The organism is Erythrobacter sp. JB1-4, assembly GCF_057365025.1.
The window spans coordinates 364842-387078 of record NZ_CP200292.1 but is presented as its reverse complement, the minus strand read 5'-3'; the positions used below and the strand labels follow the sequence as shown (position 1 = coordinate 387078).

The following is a 22237-nucleotide window of genomic DNA, read 5'->3' as shown; positions in this document are numbered from 1 at the left end:
TGCGCGTTGCTAAGTCTGGTATCTTGGCTAAGGTCTGATCAAGAGAGTCGTAAAACGGGGAGGCCACAGGGCCATGAGACATCTTTTCCAATCGGTGGTGCGTGCATTTGCAGTCATGGCTATGGCGGTGACCGCGACGATAAGCCTGCCAGCCACTGCGCAGGATGACGAAAAGAGTGCGCTTTCTTCGCTTCCCTTGCGGTTGATTGGCCCAACTTACGTCTCAGGGCGCATTTCTGATTTTGCTTTCTTTAGTGGTGGCTCGCACCATTACATCGTTGCCACCGCCTCAGGCGGCCTTTGGGTGACGAAGGACGCGGGCACGACATGGACCCCGATTTTCGACCGCGAGGGTTCTTACTCTATCGGTGTCGTTGAAATCGCTCCGTCTGACGAAAGCACGATTTGGGTCGGCACAGGTGAGAACAACGCGCAGCGTTCGGTCGCCTTTGGTGACGGCGTTTATAAGTCTACTGATGGCGGCAAATCTTGGACGAATATGGGGCTGAAGGAGTCCGGCCATATCAGCCAAATTTGGATCAACCCCGAGAATAGCGACCATGTGCTGGTTGCAGCGCAAGGACCGCTTTGGTCCGAAGGCGGGGATCGCGGGCTCTATAAGACCACCGATGGGGGAGAGAGCTGGGACTTGGTGCTTGAGATTGACGAGCACACTGGCATCAACGAATTTGTTGTCCACCCCGACAATTATGACCTCATCACCGCGAGCTCTTATCAGCGCCGCCGGCATGTGTGGGTGCTTATCAATGGCGGGCCGGGTTCTGCCATTCACCGTTCAAGTGATGGCGGGGACACTTGGAAGAAGGTTTCCGCTGGCCTTCCGGGTAAGGATGATGTGGGCCGCATCGGCCTTGCGATGGCGCCTTCTGCTCCCAATACTCTCTATGCGATTATTGAGGCACAGGACGATGAGAAGGGCGTCTATCGCTCAACCGACTTTGGCCAAAGCTGGACAAAGCGTTCGAGCCACATGACGACAAGCCCGCAGTACTACAATGAGATTGTGGTCGATCCCAAGGACCCCAATACGCTCTATTCGCTCGACACATTCTCCAAGCGTTCGACCGATGGGGGCAAGACATTCCAAGATATGAGCAATGCGACGCGCCACGTGGATGACCACGCGCTTTGGATTGATGAGAACAACACGAGCCACATGATCATTGGCGGCGATGGCGGGGTTTATGAGACATGGGATGGCGGCCAAAAATGGCGGCATTTCCAGAACCTGCCAATTGTACAGTTCTACCGTATTCAGCCCGATAACGCGGCGCCGTTTTACAATGTGTGCGGTGGGACGCAGGACAACAACTCGCTGTGTGGTCCATCGCGTACAGCCGTGAAGCACGGTATCACCAATTCCGATTGGCACATCGTGCTGGGCGGCGATGGATACAAGCCGCAAATCGACCCGCGCGATCCCAATCTTGTGTACACGCAATATCAATACGGCGGCTTGGCGCGCTATGACCGCCGGACGCAGGAGCGGGTCTTTTTGACCCCTCAGCCTGAACCCGGCGAGCCTGCGTATAAGTGGAACTGGAACACGCCACTTTTGATCAGCCCGCACAATCCTGACCGGATTTACTACGCGGCTGAGTATTTGTTTGCATCGAACGATCGAGGTAATTCCTGGGAGAAAATCAGCCCTGATTTGACCCGCCAGATCGACCGCAACGCTTTGGAAGTAATGGGCCGGGTGTGGAGCGTCGATGCAATTGCAAAGAATGATTCCACATCGATTTATGGCGCGGCCATTGCGCTTAGCGAAAGCCCGCTTGTCGAGGGGCTCATCTATGTTGGCACAGACGATGGGGTGATCTCGGTAACGGAAAACAACGGTGCGAACTGGCGTCGCCTCACTACAATTCGCGGCATTCCTGAGATGACGCTGGTGGAGGATATCGTGTCTTCCAACCACAATTCGAACGTCGCCTATGCGGTCTTCGACAACCACAAACGCGGCGATGATGCGCCTTATGTCTATCGCACCTCAGACCGCGGGCGCAGTTGGACCTCGATTGCCGGCAATTTGCCAGCGAAAGGCTCTGTCCACACAATTGCCGAAGACCATGTTGATCCAAATCTGCTGTTTGTCGGTACTGAGTTTGGCCTATTCTACTCGCAAAATGGCGGCGGCAACTGGCAGCAATTGAAGGCCGGTTTCCCGACTGTCGATGTCCGCGATATTGAGATCCAACGCCGTGAGAATGACCTCGTCATCGGGACTTTTGGACGCGGGATCTATGTGCTTGACGACTATTCAGCGCTGCGCACCAGTGCATCGAGCGTCGCTGCCAATGAAGCCATGCTCTTCGAAGTGCGAGACCCGTGGATGTATATCGAGGGTGACCTTTGGGGCGGCTATGGCGGCGCGCAGGCGTCGAATGGCGACAACTTCTGGTATGCGGAAAACCCTCCGTTTGGAGCAGTCTTCACCTACACGCTGCGTGATGGTCTTGAGACGCGTGCCCAGTCGCGCCGCAAGGCCGAGCGCGAGATCGAAAAGACAGGCGGCGACACGCCTTACCCATCTTGGGAAACGCTTCGCCAAGAGGACCGCGAAGATGCGCCCGCTATTGTCTTCACGATCACCGATAGTTCAGGGAAGATTGTGCGACGCATGACCGGACCAAGTTCCAAAGGCCTGCACCGGGTCGCATGGGACCTTCGCTATCCTGCGCCTGATCCCGCGAGCCTTACTCCGCCCAATGTCAGCATTTTTAGCAGCGCGCCTGTTGGGCCGTTTGTGTTGCCGGGTGAATACACCGTGCAGCTTGGCAAGCGGATTAACGGTGCCGTGACGCCTCTGGGCTCGCCGCAGAGCTTCACGGTCAAAGTGCTGGAGAACAGCCCCGAACTGGCCACTGACCGCGCGGCAGTTCTTGCCTTCCAGACTGAAACTGCTGAGCTTTCGAAAGCGGTTTCCGGAGCTGGTGCGGCTTCACGTGAGCTTCGCAATCGGGTGGCATTGATGAAGGTTGCGGTAGAAAGCTTGCCGCAGCCCAATGACGCTCAACGAACTTCGATCCAGCAGATCGAAACACTGCTTGATCAAAGCGATATGGCTCTGTTCGGTGATCGTTCGGTGGCAAGCCGCAATGAGCCGGTGCCATTCTCGATCTCTCAACGCGTCGGGCAAATCCGTGGCTGGGGTTGGAACCATCAATCCCCTGTGACAGGTTCTGACAAGAGCGCGTTTGAAATCGCTAAATCGGAGTTCCAGACGGTGCTTGCTCAGCTTCGCGATATTGAGCTGCGGGTGGATGCGTTGGAGAATGAGCTTGCGGGCCTCGGTGCGCCTTACACTGCTGGCAGCGGGGTCCCGAATTACCCGCAATAAAAGGGCGACAAACGGCACGAAAAAGGGGCGGGTGAGATGTTCTCATCCGCCCCTTTTCTTTTGTCTAAGGAGAGCCTTACGCCTCGGCCAGTGACCCCGGAGCGCCTGCCGCCACAGCCATGCGTTTGCGCGTCTTTATCGTCCCGCCACGCCGCGAGACATAGTCCATTGTCTTAAACTCGGTCGTCCATTGATCGCGCGTCACATCGCACATGACATAGCCGCGCTGAGCGTTGTGCCATTTGAGGCACTCATTCTCTTTTTGGATTTGAAGGGTGTCGCCGCGTTTGTCTTCCCCGTCGCCGCTGGACGTGATCGAGGTTGAAACAAACTCCGTCGCTATCGGCCGAGCACCGGGGCGCTGCCCGTCCAAGTGAAGCTCGCCTGCATAGTTCTGATGCTCGTCGCCCGTCAGCACGATTACACTGTCTTTGCCAAGCTCCTTCACCTGAGCCAGGACCCTATCACGCGGTGTCTCATAACCGCCCCAGCTGTCGAGATTGCGCCCATCGCCTTCGCCAATCTTACGGTCGAGGTCCATCATCATGATCTGCTGCGCCAGAACCTGCCACTGAGCCTTGGATGATCCGAGCTTTTCAAACAGCCAGTCCTCTTGTTGTTTACCCAGCACCTGTGCCGCGCGGTCATCCACCCCGTCACACACTGTAGCCCAGCGATCATCGCACGGCTGATCTGTCCGGTATTGCCGCGTGTCGAGAAGGTTCAAGTCAAGCAAATCGCCAAAGCGTTGCTGGCGGTAAATCTGCATCCGATTGCCAAGCGGCATAGAGGAGGCGCGCAGCGGCATATGCTCGTAATAGGCCTGCATCGCCATTTGTTGGCGCAGGGCAAATATCGACGCGGGTGTGCCGTCCTGATCAATATCCGCGACCCAGTTGTTGTCGATCTCATGATCGTCCCAGGTCACAAACCAAGGGGCAGAGGCGTGGGCTGCCTGTAGGTCAGGGTCCATTTTGTATTGGGCATAACGGCGCCGATAATCCTCAATCGTGTGGATTTCTTGGCCAAAGTGTGGCCGTACATTTTCCTCAACCCCGCCGTGCCATTTGGCGCGCATGCGGTCGCCGCGGTATTCGTAGATATAATCGCCATAGCAGAAGATGAAATCTGCCTCTTCCGCCGCCAGATATCGGTGCGCGGTGTAATAGCCTTCCTCGTAATTCTGGCAGCCCGCAACGCCAAAACGGAGCCCTTCAATGGGTTGCCCAACCGCAGGCGTGGTTTTCGCGCGGCCAATACCACTGCGTTCACGGCCTGAATAGAAGCGATAGAAATAGGGGCGGTTAGGTTCGAGACCTGCAACCTCAACATGCACCGCATGGCCAAGCTCTGGCCGCGCGACTGCGGTCCCTTCAGCAACCTTGTTGCGCATCCGTTCATCGCTCGCCACTTCCCAGCGCACTTCGACAGGGGCGGGCAGCATGCCGTATCCCGGCTCAAACGGCTGCGGGGCAAGGCGCGTCCATATCACGAAACCATCGGGCTCCGGTTCACCAGAGGCAATCCCCAGCTGGAAAGGATATTGCCGGAACACAGGCTGAGCAATTGCGCCCGTGGCTGTAAAAAGCGACAGTCCAACAATTGCCGACGATCCAAAGGATTTAAGGGCAAGGCGCCGGCTCAGTTCCAGCCGCTTTGATCGCTGATCGTTCATTCCACTATATCCTGCTTGGTAAGGTTGCCGCTATGTTGCTGCACCATATTGCAGCTTGATGGCCTTACGAACCAATTTTTCCAAGTGTCAGAAGAATTTCGGCCCCGCCAAGGAAAAAGGGCAGGCTTTTGTTAGAAAGCCCACCCTTTTCGCGACGCTCGAAGCGCTCTTCTTTATATTGGTCTTAGAAGTTATAACCCACTTCAACACCAATAAGACGCCGTGCACCCGGCGAAATGAACGATCCGCCAAACTCAATGGCAGGGATGACTTCGTTCAAATACTCGCGGTTGAGTGCGTTTTCTGCGAACACGGTGGCAGTGAAATTACCTACCTCTACGCCAGCGCGAAGGTTAAGGACGCCAAAGGCCTCGCGCTGAGCCACACTGTAGTCCGCATCTCCGACAAAGGCTGGTAGCGCAAGGGCTGAACCCGGCAGCAAACCTGAGAACAGTGTTGGCGAGGTCTGATCCTGGAAGGAGTGGAACCAGGTTGGCCCCGTGATCCGATAGTCTGCGCGCACAATTAGGTCGACCGTATCGCTCATCGGCGTGTCGATCTCAGTACCAAGGTTGATCGTGTAATCGGCCGTGTAGGGACTTTCATTGCCCACGGTTGAAGGACGGGAGCTGTTTGCTTTGATCTCGCTCTCGGTCACGTTGACAGCGCCGAAGAATTTCCAGCCCTCGACGACTTCAAAGCTCGTATTGAACTCGAGGCCGTAGACCTCAACCTCGTCAATGTTGGACACAACGCGCAACAGGCCAAAGGAGCCCACGAAGAACTCGAAGAACTGCATGTCGTCAATTTCGGTGTAGTACCCGGCAAGATCGAAGGTAACACGCCCATTCCAAAGCTGGCCTTTGACCCCTGCTTCAAATGCTGAAGATACCTCTTTGTCGTACACGTCATTGATGCTGACATCTGCGCCAATGAACTGGACAAAGTTGGCATCGATAATGGCCGAGGAACCCTGGTTGTTAAAGCCGCCCGACTTAAACCCGATGCCCCAGTTGGCGTAAAGGTTGAGGTCGGGGCTGGGCTGGTAGCTTAGGGACAATTTCGGCTGAAGCTGCTTGAACGTCTCGTTCACAGGGCTGAATGCGCCAAAGGCAAGCCCAGGGTTAATTGGCCCGCCAGTAAACGGATCAAGTGCGCCCGCAGGCACGAGACTTTCCGAGGAACGATCTTCGACGTCATAACGAAGCGCCAAGCCAAGGGTGAGGTCTTCCCACGCATATTCTGCATTGCCGAATACAGCATAGACCGTGGTGTCGAACTCATCGTTCAAAAGAAGGCTTGTAGGGTTGGAGCTGCCGGGGGCATTGAACAACTCACGGCTGACCCCAGCGCCTGTATCACCGCCGATAGACACGCCGGTTTCCCGGTCAATGTTGAGGAAATATGCCCCAATCTGCCAGCTCAATGCGTCACCGCCGTTGGATGCAAGACGGATTTCAGCGCTGATGTCGGATTGCTCGCGAATTTGCAGCTGCGTGCCGTCACAGGTGGTGGGGCTGTATGCGCCAAAGGTCGAGCCGTTAGCGGGCGCGAAGATAAACGGTACGGGAATTTGCCCGATAAAGCCGGGCTGAGCCACTGGGAAGCCGGTGAGCTGAGCGGTGGTAGCAAAGCAGCTATCGACGACGCCTTGTGCTGCTGGATCAGCAGCACCGATGAAGCGCGCAAAGTCGGCGGAAGTGCCATCCGCGGTGAGCAGTTGGTCAACATCGGAATAAAGCGCCCATGCAGTGAGCGTCATGCTGTCAAACTCATGCTCAATCTTGGCGGAGATATCGAAACTGTCCTGTTCGTTCGTTGGGCGGATATTGCCGTTATAAACGAAGGGATGCTCATTCACGTCTTCAAAGAAGGCCGGGTTGGTGCCGCCAAATGCCGGGATGTGGAAGGACGAGTTGAAGTTGATCGAGGCGCCGCGCAGCTGCGAGTAGCGCGCTTTCACGTCGAGTTCGGTCGCAGGCCCCAGATCGGCAACAAGGCGGCCATCAACAGACCACACTTCCTGATCATCAACTACGTCTGCATTCAAGAAGCCATTGCGGAAGAAACCGTCTGTCGTGCGGTAATAGCCTGATGCAACGACACCAATATTTTCGCCCAGAGGGCTGGAGATAAAGGCCGTGCCTTCGAAAGTGTTTTCGTTGGCATAAGAAGCGCGCACGCCTCCTTCGACAAAGTCGCTTGGCTTGATCGTTTGGAGGACAATTGCGCCAGCAGCCGCGTTGCGGCCATAAAGTGCGCCTTGCGGACCTTTCAGGATCTCAACCTGGCGCAGTGTACCTTGGTTCTGGTTTAGCTGAGCGGTGTTGGTCTTAAGGATGCCGTCGACCACTAGGGCAACAGAGCTCTCCGCATCGCGCGCACCGTTGATGCCGCGGATGTTGATCTGTGTGTCGCCTGCCTCTGCCGTACCGGTCACGATGGTGACGCCTGGGGTGAGTTGCGAGAAGTCCGCTGCGTTTTGTGCGCCTGTTTTCTCCAGCGCGTCTGCGGTCAAAACCGAAACCGACGCAGGCACATCCTGCAACCGCTCATTCTGGCGGCGCGCTGTGACGATGATCGCATTGTCGTCCTGCTCCTCCGCTGCGTCTTGAGAGGCGGTGTTTTCCTGCGCGCTAAGCGGTGCGGCCACGGCAAGGCTTGCTAACGATACTGCAGATAGCAGGTGGAGGTGACGCATGTGTTTTCCCTTCTTCAATTGACCAGCGTGTGCTGGAACAATTTGCTGACACGTTTGTTTTTTTGGCACCTGATCAAAAGGCCCCCTTTGGCCCGGTGATCAAAGTGGATCCCGCCACTCGTGCAATTCGGACGCTTTTGAAGAGCGCCTTGCATGTGTCAGGCTTTATTGTATACAATTGGTGCAAGTCAAGGTTCTCCAACCTTTGTCATTGCCTTTTGCAAACCCCGCCTGATGGACGAAGAATTCCCGCTATGACCAAAGCGTCCGATCGCGCCTATGAAACGATAAGAGCCATGATCTTGTCCGGCGAATTGTCGTCGGGCGACGCTTTGCGTGAGGAAGCTTTGGCGGAGACTTGCGGGGTTTCCAGAACACCGGTGAGAGAAGCTTTGCGCCAGCTTGAAGCGGACCTTTTGGTGCGTCGGACCGAGTCGCAAAGAAGCTATGTCGCTGATTGGTCTTTAGATGATGTGGCGGATGCGTTTGAATTGCGGGCCATGCTTGAAGGTCATGCGGCAAAGCGCGCAGCGCAGCGCATGACGGATGAAGTGATTACTCAGCTAAAGCAATGTAATAAAGCGATTTTGGCGGCAGTCTCCAAGCCTCAACCGGATGTGGTTACGTTCTTGGAGCGCAACCGGGAATTCCATGCAATTGTGCTCGATACGGCGGGCTCTCCGCGTCTTAAGGGGCTTCTCACAGCGCTTATCGAACAGCCTGTGGTTTGGCGCACGGCCCAACATTACGACCCTGAGGCCTTTAAATCATCGCACAGTGAACACGCAGACCTTTTGGTTGCCTTTGAAAGGCGCGATGGGGCATGGGCAAAAAGCATAATGGCAGGGCACATCCGCCGCGCGTTTCATGCTTATGCCGATGCCCATAAGGGCCTTGGTGGGGCGCGTGAAGAGCTCAAGAAGGGGGTGGCATAAGGTGTAGTATGGCGGCAACAGTGTATACAAAAAGTGTTGAGATCGTCGAAGTGAGCCCGCGCGATGGGCTCCAGAACGAAAAAGTTGCGGTCTCCACCACCGATAAGCTTGCCCTTATTGAGCGCGCGATTGACGCCGGTGCACGGCGGATTGAAGTCACGAGCTTTGTCAACCCGCGCGCGGTGCCGCAAATGGCAGATGCCGACGATGTGTGTGCAGGCCTGCCGGCGCGCGATGATGTGACTTACATTGGCCTTGTGATGAACCAGCGCGGGGCTGATCGCGCACTTGCCACTGGCCGGATTGATCAGCTGGGCGCAGTTTGTGTGTCCACCGATAGCTTTGCAATGCGCAATCAGGGGCAGACGTCTGACGGCTCGGTTGAGGCGGCGAAGGCGATTATTGCGTCGGCCAAGGCGGCTGGCAAAACGGCGCAAGCGACCATCGCGGCGAGTTTCGGCTGCCCCTTTGAAGGCGAAGTTGCCGAGGCGCGCGTTATTGAAATGGCCAAGGCTGTTGCAGAGGCTGGACCGGTTGAGATCGCGCTTGCCGACACCATTGGCGTTGGAAACCCTGCGCATGTAACGCGCCTGATCAAGGGCGTGAAAGAAGTCGTGGGGGACCTGCCCGTGCGAATGCACTTTCACAACACGCGCGGGACGGGCCTTGCCAATGTGTGGGCCGCGATTGAGGCGGGGGCCTCGACCATTGATGCCTCTATCGGCGGGCTGGGCGGATGTCCTTTTGCACCGGGTTCTGCGGGCAATGTCGCCACCGAAGACGTGCAATATATGCTGGAGCGGGCCGGGATAGACACCGGCGTTTCGCTTACAAAACTCATTGAAACCAACGCATGGCTCTCCCCCATTATGGGCAAAGAGCTTCCGGCGATGGTTGCCAAATCTGGCGGTTTTCCGACCGCCCAATCTGACAAGAAGGAAACCGCCTGATGCGTTACCGTCTGGGTGTGGATGTGGGTGGCACGTTCACCGACCTGCTGCTGTTCGATCAAGATTCTGGGGCTTTCTGGCGGCACAAGACGCCCTCGACCCCGCATGACAGTTCGGAAGGGATCCTCAACGGCGTGCTGGCGATCACTGCCGAGGCGGGTGTTGATCCGGGCGATATTGAGTTCTTCCTGCACGGCACGACCGTCGCAACCAATGCGGTGCTCCAGAACAAGGGCGCGCGGGTCGGGCTCATCACGACTGAGGGCTACCGTGACATCATGCAGATCGCTCGCAGTTTTGTGCCCGGCGGTTTGGCGGCGTGGATCGTGTGGCCCAAGCCTCAGCCTCTGGCGGCGCTTGAGGACACGCTCACCGTGGGTGGCCGGATGGACGCCGATGGCAACGAAGTGCGCCCGGTCGACGAAGCGGGCGCGCGGGCGGCTTTGGAACAGCTCAAAGCCTCAGGCGTCGAGGCGATCACGGTCAGCCTCATCAACGCCTATGTAAACGGCGCGCATGAAGCGCAAATCGGCGCGATTGCAGCGGAAGTCTTCGGCCCCGATGTACCGATTTCGCTATCCCACGAAGTGCTTCCCGAAATGCAGGAATATGAGCGCACGCTCTCCACCGTCGCCAATGCGGCGGTGCGTCCGGTGGTGGGCAATTACATCTCCAACTTGCGCGACAAGCTGGTCGAGGCAGGGGTGAAGGGTAAGCTTTCTCTGCTGCGTTCCGATGGCGGCTTGATGAGCAGCGAGAAGGCGCAAGAGCATCCCGTCAACATCTTGATGTCTGGCCCTGCTGGCGGTGTGACGGGTGCGGTTTGGGTGGCGAAGAACGCGGGGCTCAAGAACATCCTGACGCTGGATGTGGGCGGAACCTCAACCGATGTCGCGCTGATCGAAAACCTTGAACCGCGCCGGGTGCGGACCACGGAAGTGGGGCACTTGTCGGTGCGCGCTTCGGCTCTTGATGTGAAGACGGTTGGGGCAGGCGGTGGCTCTATTGCTCACGTGCCTGAGCTTACCGGCGCGCTTCGGGTGGGTCCCGAGAGCGCGGGCGCTGTGCCGGGGCCAGTGGCCTATTCCAAGGGCGGCGAATTGCCCACGGTGACCGATGCCAATGTGGTGCTTGGCTACTTGCCCGAAGACCTGCTGGGCGGATCGTTCAAGCTCGACCGTGAGGGCGCGAAAAAAGCGGTGCAAACCATCGCTGATGCGCTGGGTGTGAGCCTTATGGATGCGGCGCGCGGGATCATTGATATCGTCAATGAGAACATGTTCGGCGCTCTGAGAATGATCAGCGTTCAGCAAGGCTATGACCCGCGTCACTTTGCCCTCATGGGCTTTGGCGGAGCAGGGCCTTTGCATGTGAATGCGGTGGCAAAATTGATGGGCTCTTGGCCTGCGGTCTCGCCTGTTTCTCCCGGTGTGCTGTGCGCGCTTGGCGATGCGACAACGCGGATGCGCACGGAAACAGCGCGCTCTTTCAGCAAGCTTGCGGATCAGACTGATGTGAATGACCTCATCGCATTGCTCGACGAGATGGCGGCGCAAACTCGCGCTGAATTGGAGGCCGATGGCATTCCTTCAGATAGCATCACCAGCGAGTTCGAAGTCGATGTGCGCTACGCAGGCCAAGCCTTTGAAGTTCCGCTTACAATCGACCAAGCGACTTTGCGTGAAAAGGGCATTGAAGGCATCCTTGCTAGGTTCGATGAAGAGCACCATCGCCTCTTCACCTTCAACATGGATACACCTCACGAGATCGTGAACCTTCGTGCAGTTGCGCTCGGAGAGTCGCTCGAACTCGAAGCCCAACAGCTTCCCAAAGGCAATTGCGATCCCACGAACGCGAAGATCAAAGACCACACGCTGTGGATGGACGGGGAGGAGCGTGCAGCCGTTATCTACGACCGCGCAAAACTGCTCCAAGGGGACACGATCCCCGGCCCTGCGATCATCACCGAGATGGATTCGACCACCCTCGTCGAACACGATTGCACCGCGACGATTGATGCGGTGGGCAACATCCTCATCAACCCAACCAAGATGGAGGGCTAAACGATGCCAGCACAAATCATCGAAACCAATCCAACGCCCTTCAAAAAACTCGACATCGACCCGGTCACGCTCGACATTATCGAGAACGCGCTGCGCAATGCTCGCACGGAAATGGACGCGACGCTTGTGCGCACCGCTATGTCCCCCGGTATTCGCGAGCAAGGCGACGCCTTTCCGCTGATCGCAGACCCATCGGGCAAGATGATCGTGGGCCAGTTCGGCAGCTTCATCGGCGGATTTCTAAAAAGCTTTGAGGGCACGATCGAAGACGGAGACATGATTTTCCTCTCCGATCCGTACTCATGCGAAGGCGCGATCAGCCACTCCAACGACTGGCTTGTCATGCTGCCCGTGTTCAAGGACGGCCGGCTCATCGCTTACACCGCCATGTTCGGGCACCAGTCCGATATTGGCGGTATGGTGCCCGGCTCCATGCCGATTGAGGCGACCTCAATTTTCCAAGAAGGCGTGCGTATTCCGCCCGTTAAGATCTGGAAAAAAGGCGAATATAATGACGACCTGATGAAGCTTGTCATGCACCAAACGCGCAAGCCCGATTGGTGTCAGGCTGACCTCAACGCGCTCATCGCCAGTTGCCGCGTGGCCTCCAACCGCCTCATCGAAATGGCAGAGCGCTTTGGCGATGATGTCTATTATTCCGCAACGCAGGAACTGCTCGCGCGCAACCACCGCGCTATGAAGGCGCTTATCAGTCAGGCGATCCCCGAGGCGAAAAACAGCTTCGAAGATTTCATCTGCGACGATGGTAAGGGCTACGGTCCCTATAAGATCAAATGCACCATGTGGCGCGACGGCGATAAGGTGATTTTGGACTTCGACGGCACCGATCCTCAAAGCGCGGCCTCGATCAATTTCTACTTGAATGAGAACATGTTCAAGATGTTTTTTGGCATCTACATGATCATGGTCTTTGACCCGCAGATCCTGTTCAACGATGGGTTCTATGACCTGATCGAAGTGCGCATTCCAGAAGGCTCGCTGCTCAAGCCGAAGTTCCCCGCAGCGCTTTCAGGCCGCACCCACGCTCTGGGCCGGATTTTCGACATTCTCGGAGGTCTGCTGGGGCAGGGCACGCCTGAGTTCTTAAACGCGGCTGGCTTCTCTTCATCGCCTCACCTGTTTTACTCGGGCTGGGACAACCGAGAAGGCAAGAAGGCGGACTGGTTCCAGCTGTTCCAAATCGGCTTTGGCGGTATTCCGGGACGGCCTCTTGGCGATGGTCCGGACGGACACTCGCTCTGGCCGGGCTTCACCAATGTGCCCAACGAGTTTCTTGAACGCTACTTCCCGCTGCGGATCGAGCGGTATGAGACTTCGCCAGACTCCGGCGGCGCCGGTCTGCACCGGGGCGGCAATGGCATTCATATGACCTATCGCTTCTTGGCGGACGGCGCGATTGCGATCCATGATGACCGTTGGTTCGTGCCGCCATGGGGCGTCAATGGCGGTCACCCCGGCAAACGCGCGACCAAGCTTCTCGAGCGCGCCGATGGCACCACCGAGATCGTCGGCAACAAGGTCGAAGATGTCGAGGTGAAGGCGGGCGAGCAATTGCACTTTATCACCTGGGGTGGTGGCGGCTGGGGCGACCCGCTTGAGCGCGATCCTGAGCTGGTGGCACTCGAAGTGCGCCAAGGCCTCATCACCATCGCAGGCGCGCGTGATTATGGGGTCATCATCGATCACGATCATGCCGTGGACCTTGCTGCGACCGATATCCTTCGCGCTGATATGAAATCCGGGCGCGGTGAACTCTCCCTCTTTGACTATGGCCCCGGCATCGAAGCGTTGCGCGAGGCGTGCGAGGAAGAAACCGGCCTTGCCGCGCCAATTCAACCTTCATGGGATCAACAACGTCATGGGTGATGTTGCAAACAATGGCGCTCTAAAGGGCCTGCGCGTAGTCGAAATGGGCCAGCTTTTGGCGGGGCCTTTTTGCGGCCAATTGCTTGGCGATATGGGCGCAGACGTCATCAAGATTGAGGCGCCAGGTAAGGGCGACCCCATGCGCGTTTGGGGGCAGGGCGAGGAAAAGGTCCAATGGGAAGTAATCGCGCGCAATAAGCGGTCGGTCACTTGCAACCTTCGCGTGCCTGAGGGGCAGGATATTGCTCGTCAGTTGATCGCGAAAGCTGACATTCTTATCGAGAATTTCAAGCCCGGAACGCTGGAGAAATGGGGTCTCGGCCCCGAGGAACTCCACAAGACCAATCCCGGCCTGATCATCGCGCGTATGTCGGGCTATGGCCAGACAGGCCCGTATTCAACACGCGCCGGATTTGGCGGCATTGGCGAGGCGATGGGCGGATGGCGCTATATCGTGGGCGATCCCGACCGACCCCCTGCACGCATGGGCATCTCCATCGGCGATACGCTATGCGCAACCTATGGCACTATGGGCGTGCTGGCGGCGCTCCACCACCGCGAGAAAACGGGTGAGGGGCAGGTGATCGACACTGCGCTCTACGAGGCCGTGCTTCAGGTCATGGAAGGGCTGGTCCCGGAATATGACCAAAACAACTTCATCCGCGAACGCTCCGGATCAATCCTCCCCGGTATTGCACCAAGCAACGTCTATTCCTGCTCAGACGGCCCGTTTATGATCGGCGCCAACAATGACGCGATTTTCAAGCGGTTCGCACAAGCGATGGGGCGTCCGGAACTTGGTGAGGACGAACGCTATGCGACACACCTTGCACGCGGCAAAAATCAAACGGAACTCGACAATCTCATCAACGAATGGACCGCAACGCTGACCATTGATGAGCTTGACGCACTGATGATTGAATATTCAATCCCCGCTGGCCGCGTCTACACCGCCAAGGACATGCTCGCCGACCCGCATTTCCAAGACCGCGAGGCGATCATTGAAGTGGAAACCGAAGGCCACGGAAAACTCAAAATGCAAAACGCTTTCCCGCGCTTTTCGAAAACACAAGGCTGCGTGCGTCGCACTGCGCCCGTGACACCGGGACAGCACAATCTTGAGGTGATGAGCGAAGTCCTTGGCTGGGATGAAAGCGAAGTCGCAGACAAATCAGAGCGCGGGTTTATGTGACCCGCGCTCATCTATTGGACTACTCTAAAACTTCACAAACACATTGACGTTGGCAACGTGGTCCATCCGGTCCTCGCGCCCATCACGAAAGACCGTTTGGTTGAGATAGCCAGGCACTGCCTCAACTCCATTGCCAAGCGGCACCGAAACACCGAAAAAATTCCGCCACACGCTCAGCCCACCGTTTTGCACGGTGGTATCATTCAGTTCGATGAAGGGCTCGGTGTAGGCAACGAACTTGTTATTTTCAGAGATCGGCACCTTTAGCTGTACGAAGTTGCGAAAGCGCCATGATGTGCCATTGGCCTCTTCGAAGGTGCGCTGTTCAAGACGCGTGCGCGAATCCAGCGTCACGCCATCCTTTTCCAGCAGACGCACGTTAAGCTCTTGATAAAATCGGTGTTCATTAAGTTCAGCCGGGCCGATGGGATCGGTCAAGATGTAAGCATAACCACCGCCAATATTGACCTTGTCGGTTATGCGATAGCCGACAAAGGAGCGGAGCAATAGCTGTCCCAAACGGTCAGCATCGTTAGTGAAACGCTCTTGCGCCTCAGCGCGCACATACCAGTCTTTGTCTTCACCAAGGTCAATGGTGACAAACTGACCAGTCCAGATATTAAAGTCATCCTCGGTTGCGCTAGCCGGGGTAGCGGCGAAGGTCGCCAAAGCGCCAGATAGAAGCGCGAGGCCACATATATTCATGACCTTGGATGCTTTTCTCACATTATGCCTCGTTTGATTGGGGTGGTCTGTTTGGAACGCGATGTAATTGGGGCGCTTAAGGCATGGGCTTTGCAAAAACGTCTAATGCGCATCACGCAATGCAACGGAGTGATCCCCAAGTGGTTGTTATCGGTGGTTCGTTTTGCCAATCGCGGTGCCCCCATCTTGGGGAGGGGGAGGGTGTGGGGTCAGGAGGCACCGCTCTTGGTTTGTCGGACACGCCGAGGCTTGAACTATTACTCACACGCTCGCTCGCCCAAATCAGCCGATTGGCGAGCTTCCCGGCGTAAGCCAGATGGCGTATGCAGTTTTGGCAATCGGCTCTATTATGGAAAGGATGCCGAACCCTTTGTCCGTCCTACCATCTGATGGCGAGAGCATCGCCGAGTTGCGCGAACTCTATCGCGCAGCGGAGTCGCGTGCTGCACGCCTGCGATTGCTTTCCGTGTCAGCCCGCGACTTAGCAGGCGCCAATAGCGACAATATGGAAACAATCGTCGGGCGCTGTGCGGAGCGACTTGCGTTCTTTGTTGGGTGTAGGGGCGCGGCGGTGACATTGGGTATGCAGAGACCTGATGCCGAAGGCGCAGTTCCGATTAATGCACCGGGTGACCAAGGCGAGGTTGTGGCTTGGCTATGTGTCGAAGGGCTTGGCGGGCTGGAGGCAATTCGCGACGAAGAGGATCGCGAGGCGTTCCGCATGGAGCTTGATCTGCTGGGTCTTGCGATTGATCGCATTGGTAAAGAGCAAGAGCGGACCAATCTGCTTTCGACTTTGCAAGAACGCGAAAAGATGCTTGGGACATTGCTCGATCAAATTTTTACAGCGCAAGAGGAAGAGCGTCGCCGGGTGAGCCACGAACTGCACGATGGGGTCGCGCAAACAGCGACCGCTTTGGTGCGAATTTTAGAAAGTCCGTCGCACGGCGAAAATGGGTCTGACAATCCGATGAACCCTGCGCAAGTTGCCCGGTCTCTCGTATCGGAGTTGCGCCGAGTGATCGCTGGGCTTCGTCCCACCTTGCTCGATGATCTTGGTCTGTTGCCAGCTCTTCAAGCCTTGTTTGACGCGCTCGAGGAGGATGGTTTTGCGGTGGAACAGTGCGTTGATGAAGGTCATGTGCGTTTATCGCCATTGATCGAGACGGCGGTGTTCCGCATTGCGCAAGAAGCGGTGACCAATATTCGCAAGCATGCAGGCGGGCCATGCAAGGTAAAAGTGACCGCCCGTTTCGATACCCAGCCAGCAGTGCTCAGGATCGAGGATGAAGGGATTGGCCCCTCTGAAAAGACCAAACAAGCAGGCATGACGCCCGGTAACAATGTCGGTATCGAGGTCATGAAGGAACGAATGGCGGCAATCGGTGGTTCATTAAAATGGGGCGCAGGCGACAAACGCGGAGTTTTCGTCGAAGTGCAATTCCCCGCAAAGGCGTAAGGAATTCATTATGTCACAAGCCACGATTTCACCCAGCATCTTAATCGTTGATGATCATCAACTGGCCCGCGAGGGCCTTCGTGCTGTTCTTTCGGGCGGTGACTTTGAAACCATCCACCTTGCCAGCACAGGCGAGGAAGCTATCGACAAAGTCCGCGAGCTTATCCCTGACATTGTTTTGATGGATGTGCGCCTTGGTGATGGGATCGATGGTTTAGAGGCCACGCGTCGGATTGCGGCACTGGGGCTTACCACAAAGGTAATCATGCTCACACTTCATGATATGCCCGGCTATGTGCGCACCGCGCTTTCGGCGGGGGCGGCTGGATATGTGCTCAAAGACACTGAGATAGGCGATCTGCGAAGTGCGATTGAGCAGGTGATGGATGGCCGTTCTGCTATACCGCTTGACCTTGTCAACGCCGCTATGAGCAGCGAGTCTATGACGAGTGCAAAGGGAGACTTGAGCGAGATTTTGACCGGGCGCGAACAAGAGGTTGTGGCTCTCGTGGCAGAGGGGCAAACCAATAAAGAAATCGCCCGCGAATTGGAGATCAGCCCTGCAACGGTCAAAGTCCATGTGGAACGTTTGATTGCAAAGCTGGGCGTTGCTGATCGCACGCAGGCTGCCGTGCTCGCAACCAAGCTCAAGTCGGCGCAAGCTGGAAGGGCTTGAAGGTTGGCGGGATGATCAAAGGCTCTCGGCACTTTTGGACTGATCGTCCACTTGCCTTCAAAGGCCTTGTGGTCGTGGCCTTGCCTTTGGCGGTGCTGCTTGGGGCACTCGTTTCGCTTTATCTTGCCTCGAACGCAGAGAGCGAAGCGGAGGATGACGTGCGCCGTGCATTTGCCATTCAGCGCGACGTTTATCAGGTGCACGCTCTGCTCGCCGAGGCGGCGGCAGGCGTTCGCGGTTACGCGCTGACACGCGAAGACCGCTTTCTTGCTCCCTATTACACAGCAGAACAGGATCTGCCTGTCACTTTGCAAAGGCTTGAAGCGGCGATTGAAGACGAGACCGTTCGGCCACGTTTTATCGAGCTTTTGCAGGTCACACAGACCAAGCGCGATGGTCTGCGCGCAACAATTGCTCTTACGCAATCCGCCACTCAACCAAGCCTTGATCAGATCGAAGAAGCGCTCGTTGCAAACAAGTTGGCGCTCGATGCTGTGCGCGCTGAGATTGATAACATTCAGCGGCTTGAGGGTGTCGTTCTTGATCGCAGGCGCGCGCTTGTGGACGATGTGCGCACGCGCTTTCTGACACTTACCGCGGTCAGTGCAATCATCGGACTTTTGGGCAGTTTTGCGGCCGTCTATCTGTTTTCAACCGGAATTGTCCGCCGCGTGAGCAAGCTTGAAGGCGATGCCGAGCTATTGGCGCGCGGTGAACGCCTCGAAGCGCCTCCCGAAGAAGCCGATGAACTTGGCCGCCTTGCACAAAGGTTGGCGCGTGCAAGCGCGCTGCTGCGAAAACGCGAAGATGATCTAAAGGCAAGCGAAGAGCGCTTCCGGCTCGTGATCGAGCAAGTCAGCGATTATGGCATTTTCGCGCTCGACCCACAGGGGATCGTGACCAGTTGGAACCTTGGAGCTGAGCGGATCAAAGGTTGGCAGACAGAAGAAATCGTTGGCAAGCACTTTAGCCGTTTCTACCCCTCGGACACACGCGAGTATCTTCCCGACGAAATGCTTGATGCTGCGCGCAAAAAGGGCACGGCTGAGGATGAAGGGTGGCGTATCCGCAAAGACGGTACGCGTTTCTGGGCCAATGTTGTCATCACTGCGCTGCGTGGAGAAAGTGGCGAGCTTCAAGGCTTTGCCAAAGTCACCCGGGACATGACAGAACGACGGCGCAGCGAGGAAGATTTGCGTGCGGCGCAAGAGGAGGCAGTCGCGGCAAATCTTGCCAAAAGCGAGTTCCTCTCTCGCACCAGTCACGAGCTTCGCACGCCCCTAAACGCAATCCTCGGCTTTGGTCAGCTTCTTGAGATTGACGAGGAAAGCTTCGCCAAACCGCACCGCGATGCCATTCATCAGATCGCGAAGGCGGGCCGCCACCTTCTTGCTCTCATCAACGACCTGCTTAACATTTCGAGTATTGAGGCCGGTGCCGAAGAGGTCGAGATTGAAGCGGTCGATATCGCACAGTTGCTTGAAGAGGTGCGTGACCTTGCCCATCCGATCGTGACAGCGGCGGGCCTTCGTTTCGAGATCGACCTGCCTGCAAACCCGGCCATCGTACAAGCCGACAAGCGCCGAACAACTCAAGTGATCCTCAACCTTGTCAGCAATGCCGCAAAATACAATGTGGATGGGTCGTTTGTGCGATTGGGCGCTGTTGGTGAGGGCGATGATGTCACCGTTTTTGTGGAGGATGACGGGCCCGGTGTAGACCCTGAAAACCTCTCACGCTTGTTCACCGCGTTCGACCGCCTTGGCCAACACAAACGCTCTCATAGCGAGGGCACAGGCCTTGGCCTTGCGCTGTCGAAAAGTCTGGTGGAATCGATGGGGGGCACAATCGACTATGCGCCGCTTAATCCAGGCGCACGGTTCTGGTTTTCGTTAACCCGCAATTCTCACACTCTGGACGCGCAGCAGGCTGCGGAATAGGTGCACGGCCATGCCAACCCAATTGATTGACCCCAAGGAAATTCTCGCTCGTCGAATACTGGTAATTGACGACGAAGAAGCCAACGTACTCCTCTTGCAGAACCTTTTGCAAAGAGAAGGATATACCGACGTTCATTGCCTCACCGATTCAAGCAAGGGGCTACAGTCATACATGGATTTGCAGCCTGATCTGGTGCTGCTTGATTTGATGATGCCTGAGATCGATGGTTTTCAGTTGCTCGAGGCGTTCTCGCGCCATGATGCCGTTGATGAGTTTCGCCCCGTTCTGGTTCTTACAGCGGACACCACTATCCAAGCACGGCGAAAGGCACTTTCACTGGGCGCGAAGGATTTCGTCGCAAAGCCCTTTGACGTGATCGAAGTGGGTCTTCGTATCTCGAACCTTCTCGAAACGCGCCTTCTTTACGAGCGCCTGCGCACCTCCGCGTAAACCTAGGAAGCCAAAGCGGCGGCGGCCTTGGCGCGTTCGTTGATTTCTTCCAGGGTTGCAGCCTCTGGGACAATCCAGCTTCCCCCGACGCACAGCACGTTTTTTAGAGCCAGCCAGTCGGGCGCGGTCTGCGCCGAAATGCCGCCTGTGGGACAAAAGAGGCACTGACCAAAGGGTCCAGAGAGCGCCTTCAATGCAGGAATGCCGCCGGACGCCATCGCAGGAAAGAACTTGAAATGTGTGAGCCCCATATCAAGGCCGCGCATAATATCGCCTGCATTTGCAACGCCGGGCAGAAACGGCAGGCCGCTTGCAATCGCTGCCTTGCCCAAACTTTGGGTGAGGCCCGGTGAGACGATGAATTCCGACCCGCTGCCGCGCGCTTCGTCCAATTGGCGCGGGTTGATAACCGTCCCCGCACCCACGATGGCTCCGGGTACAAGGTTCATCCGCTTGATCGCTTCCAAAGCATCGGGGGTGCGCAGCGTCACCTCAAGCACTTTGAGACCGCCATCAACCAACGCCTCAGCCTGTTCGCGCGCTTTGCCCACGTCTTTCACAACCAGCACAGGGATCACCGGCGCCGTTTTCATTACCCGCTCGATTTCGCTTGGATCGAAATTTGTCGTGTCGCTCATCCGGCGTCTCCCTTTCATCGCGAGTATAAGTCGAGCGCGGGCCAAGCGCGAGGAAATTTGGAGCTTTCGAATTCGTATTCAACAGAGGACCCTTAGATGGTATCCGGGCGCTGCGGCTTGAGGAGGAAAAGCCATGGCAAGCACTGCATTGTTCAAACCCATAACGGTCAACCGGTTGCCGGAAGATGCGTCGACTTTTGCTGCAATCGGAAAGCTTTTGAGCAATCCGGTCGAGGTTTATTCAGACCATCTCTACCGTGAGCATTTCCACAAGCGCCGCTTTGTAGGTCGCAATATCGTCCACACCAGCGACCCGCAGACTTTCCAAGACGTTCTTTTGACGCACCAGTCGGCTTTTCCCAAAGGCGAGGTGGAGCATCGCATTTTGTCTGGAGCGACGGGCAATGGGCTTTTGACGGCTGAAGGTCACGACTGGCGGACCCAGCGCAAAGCGGCAGCACCTGCGTTCAGGCACGACCGTTTGAATGACCTGCTGCCTGATATGAATGTGGCGGCGCGAAAGGCCGCGGCACGGATCGCGCACAGTTCGCAGGATCGTGATGTGCTGCCGGTCATGATTGATGCGACCTTTGAGATTATCGCTGGCGCGCTTTTATCAGGTGATGAGGAGGTGCTTGATCCGGAAAGGATCGCCGCGGATGTCGCTTACTTCCTAGAACACCTTGGCAAGATTGACTTACTGGACCTCGTGCCGCCTTTGAGATCACTTCCCCGGCCGTGGGGTGCCAAAGGCCGGGCGGCTGTCGAACGGCTTCGCGTTGATGCGATGACAGCTGTGAAATCACGCCGGGCGAGTGGGCAAGCGCGCGCAGACCTACTCAACCTCCTGATCGATGCGCGCGACCCGGAAACGGGCGATGGCCTTAGCGATGTTGAGCTGCGCGACAATATTATCACCTTTATTGGTGCAGGGCACGAGACCACCTCTTTGGCGCTTACATGGGCGCTTTACCTGCTCGCCAATGCTCCTGAATGGCAGGAGCACCTCGCGCGAGAGGCGCGTGAGGTTTGCGGGGAGGGGGACGTGAAGGCGCAGCATTTGGGTGAGCTTCGAGTGCATGAATGGGTGATCAAAGAAGCCATGCGGCTGTACCCGCCGGCCCCTACTATGGTGCGGGTGGCCAATGCAGATGTGGAGCTAACCAATCTTTCGGTCAAAAAACGTGATCAGATTGTACTGGCGATCTATCCAATGCATCGCCACACCAAGCTGTGGGATGCGCCAGATCACTTTGATCCTGAACGCTTTTCGCCGGAGCGCTCGGGTGATCACCATCGGTATCAGTTCATCCCATTTTCTGGCGGTCCGCGCATTTGCATCGGTATGCGTTTTGCGATGATGGAAGCGGTCACAATCCTTGCTCACCTTGTGCGAAGGGCTAAGGTTGCGCCGGTCCATGGCTTTACGCCTTATCCCAAGTCCCGGATCACTCTTCGGCCCGAGGGGGAATGCGGTTAATTTGTGCGCCGCGCAGCGGCTGAGAAAATGCGCGAACCCAGCGTCAATCAAGCGTGGGCGTGATTAACAGATTCCTTATCAATCCGAGTTATGGCTGACCGTGAAATTTTGAGTTCACGTG

At 56.7% G+C, this 22237-nt stretch carries 15 protein-coding genes; 11 read left to right on the top strand and 4 right to left on the bottom strand.

Translation table 11 applies throughout. From position 1 onward, the window contains the following. Positions 1-73 precede the first annotated feature (73 nt). Entirely contained in the window at positions 74-3364 is a 3291-nt protein-coding gene (locus AC0V61_RS01930; RefSeq protein ID WP_486155579.1) for a glycosyl hydrolase, read from the top strand. Between the two features lie 76 nt (positions 3365-3440). On the opposite strand, the gene AC0V61_RS01925 is transcribed toward AC0V61_RS01930, so the two are convergent. After that, positions 3441-5039, bottom strand: coding sequence for an alkaline phosphatase D family protein (locus tag AC0V61_RS01925; protein ID WP_486155578.1), 1599 nt, complete (start codon positions 5037-5039; stop codon positions 3441-3443). 184 nt (positions 5040-5223) lie between these two features. After that, complete coding sequence (locus AC0V61_RS01920) at positions 5224-7740, bottom strand: TonB-dependent receptor (protein WP_486155577.1); 2517 nt, start codon at positions 7738-7740, stop codon at positions 5224-5226. A gap of 254 nt (positions 7741-7994) precedes the next feature. Here AC0V61_RS01920 and AC0V61_RS01915 point away from each other — a divergent pair, with 254 nt between their 5' ends. From AC0V61_RS01915 to AC0V61_RS01895, 5 genes are read left to right on the top strand one after another with little or no spacing between them, the layout of a single operon-like run. Beyond that, a complete protein-coding gene (locus AC0V61_RS01915; RefSeq protein ID WP_486155576.1) occupies positions 7995-8675 on the top strand; it encodes a GntR family transcriptional regulator in 681 nt (226 codons plus the stop codon). Between the two features lie 20 nt (positions 8676-8695). Continuing rightward, positions 8696-9625 carry a hydroxymethylglutaryl-CoA lyase gene (locus AC0V61_RS01910; RefSeq protein WP_486155575.1) on the top strand — a complete coding sequence of 310 codons (930 nt, stop codon included), beginning with the start codon at positions 8696-8698 and terminating at the stop codon, positions 9623-9625. Beyond that, positions 9625-11688, top strand: a complete 2064-nt coding sequence (locus AC0V61_RS01905; RefSeq protein WP_486155574.1) for a hydantoinase/oxoprolinase family protein — start codon at positions 9625-9627, stop codon at positions 11686-11688. Before AC0V61_RS01910 ends, AC0V61_RS01905 begins: the two co-directional genes overlap by 1 nt. A 3-nt stretch (positions 11689-11691) precedes the next feature. Beyond that, the gene (locus AC0V61_RS01900) at positions 11692-13575 is read left to right on the top strand and encodes a hydantoinase B/oxoprolinase family protein (protein ID WP_486155573.1); all 1884 of its coding nucleotides are present in this window, start codon (positions 11692-11694) and stop codon (positions 13573-13575) included. After that, complete coding sequence (locus AC0V61_RS01895) at positions 13568-14767, top strand: CaiB/BaiF CoA transferase family protein (protein WP_486155572.1); 1200 nt, start codon at positions 13568-13570, stop codon at positions 14765-14767. The genes AC0V61_RS01900 and AC0V61_RS01895 overlap by 8 nt, the downstream gene beginning before the upstream one ends. A gap of 24 nt (positions 14768-14791) precedes the next feature. Here the strand turns inward: AC0V61_RS01895 and AC0V61_RS01890 are convergent, their stop codons facing one another. Next, complete coding sequence (locus tag AC0V61_RS01890) at positions 14792-15472, bottom strand: DUF2490 domain-containing protein (protein WP_486155571.1); 681 nt, start codon at positions 15470-15472, stop codon at positions 14792-14794. A 370-nt stretch (positions 15473-15842) separates the two neighbouring features. On the opposite strand from AC0V61_RS01890, the gene AC0V61_RS01885 reads away from it, so the two are divergent. The 4 genes from AC0V61_RS01885 to AC0V61_RS01870 are packed head-to-tail and all read left to right on the top strand — an operon-like array spanning position 15843 to position 19998. Further along, positions 15843-16931 carry a sensor histidine kinase gene (locus AC0V61_RS01885; protein ID WP_486155570.1) on the top strand — a complete coding sequence of 363 codons (1089 nt, stop codon included), beginning with the start codon at positions 15843-15845 and terminating at the stop codon, positions 16929-16931. Positions 16932-16941: 10 nt separating this feature from the next. After that, positions 16942-17607, top strand: coding sequence for a response regulator (locus AC0V61_RS01880; RefSeq protein ID WP_486155569.1), 666 nt, complete (start codon positions 16942-16944; stop codon positions 17605-17607). An 11-nt stretch (positions 17608-17618) separates the two neighbouring features. Continuing rightward, a complete protein-coding gene (locus AC0V61_RS01875; RefSeq protein WP_486155568.1) occupies positions 17619-19547 on the top strand; it encodes a sensor histidine kinase in 1929 nt (642 codons plus the stop codon). A gap of 10 nt (positions 19548-19557) precedes the next feature. Continuing rightward, positions 19558-19998 carry a response regulator gene (locus AC0V61_RS01870; RefSeq protein ID WP_486155566.1) on the top strand — a complete coding sequence of 147 codons (441 nt, stop codon included), beginning with the start codon at positions 19558-19560 and terminating at the stop codon, positions 19996-19998. 2 nt (positions 19999-20000) lie between these two features. Here AC0V61_RS01870 and eda read toward each other — a convergent pair whose 3' ends face one another. Next, positions 20001-20636, bottom strand: coding sequence for a bifunctional 4-hydroxy-2-oxoglutarate aldolase/2-dehydro-3-deoxy-phosphogluconate aldolase (gene eda / locus AC0V61_RS01865; RefSeq protein WP_486155565.1), 636 nt, complete (start codon positions 20634-20636; stop codon positions 20001-20003). 133 nt (positions 20637-20769) lie between these two features. Between eda and AC0V61_RS01860 the strand changes: the two genes are divergently transcribed. Then, a complete protein-coding gene (locus AC0V61_RS01860; protein ID WP_486155564.1) occupies positions 20770-22116 on the top strand; it encodes a cytochrome P450 in 1347 nt (448 codons plus the stop codon). Positions 22117-22237 lie beyond the last annotated feature (121 nt).

What these genes read in the sequence shown, in the direction of transcription:
- AC0V61_RS01930 (WP_486155579.1), top strand. Translation starts at nt 74, where the DNA reads ATGAGACATCTTTTCCAATCGGTGGTGCGTGCATTTGCAGTCATGGCT.
- AC0V61_RS01925 (WP_486155578.1), bottom strand. Translation starts at nt 5,039, where the DNA reads ATGAACGATCAGCGATCAAAGCGGCTGGAACTGAGCCGGCGCCTTGCC.
- AC0V61_RS01920 (WP_486155577.1), bottom strand. Translation starts at nt 7,740, where the DNA reads ATGCGTCACCTCCACCTGCTATCTGCAGTATCGTTAGCAAGCCTTGCC.
- AC0V61_RS01915 (WP_486155576.1), top strand. Translation starts at nt 7,995, where the DNA reads ATGACCAAAGCGTCCGATCGCGCCTATGAAACGATAAGAGCCATGATC.
- AC0V61_RS01905 (WP_486155574.1), top strand. Translation starts at nt 9,625, where the DNA reads ATGCGTTACCGTCTGGGTGTGGATGTGGGTGGCACGTTCACCGACCTG.
- AC0V61_RS01900 (WP_486155573.1), top strand. Translation starts at nt 11,692, where the DNA reads ATGCCAGCACAAATCATCGAAACCAATCCAACGCCCTTCAAAAAACTC.
- AC0V61_RS01895 (WP_486155572.1), top strand. Translation starts at nt 13,568, where the DNA reads ATGGGTGATGTTGCAAACAATGGCGCTCTAAAGGGCCTGCGCGTAGTC.
- AC0V61_RS01890 (WP_486155571.1), bottom strand. Translation starts at nt 15,472, where the DNA reads ATGAATATATGTGGCCTCGCGCTTCTATCTGGCGCTTTGGCGACCTTC.
- AC0V61_RS01880 (WP_486155569.1), top strand. Translation starts at nt 16,942, where the DNA reads ATGTCACAAGCCACGATTTCACCCAGCATCTTAATCGTTGATGATCAT.
- AC0V61_RS01875 (WP_486155568.1), top strand. Translation starts at nt 17,619, where the DNA reads ATGATCAAAGGCTCTCGGCACTTTTGGACTGATCGTCCACTTGCCTTC.
- AC0V61_RS01870 (WP_486155566.1), top strand. Translation starts at nt 19,558, where the DNA reads ATGCCAACCCAATTGATTGACCCCAAGGAAATTCTCGCTCGTCGAATA.
- eda (WP_486155565.1), bottom strand. Translation starts at nt 20,636, where the DNA reads ATGAGCGACACGACAAATTTCGATCCAAGCGAAATCGAGCGGGTAATG.
- AC0V61_RS01860 (WP_486155564.1), top strand. Translation starts at nt 20,770, where the DNA reads ATGGCAAGCACTGCATTGTTCAAACCCATAACGGTCAACCGGTTGCCG.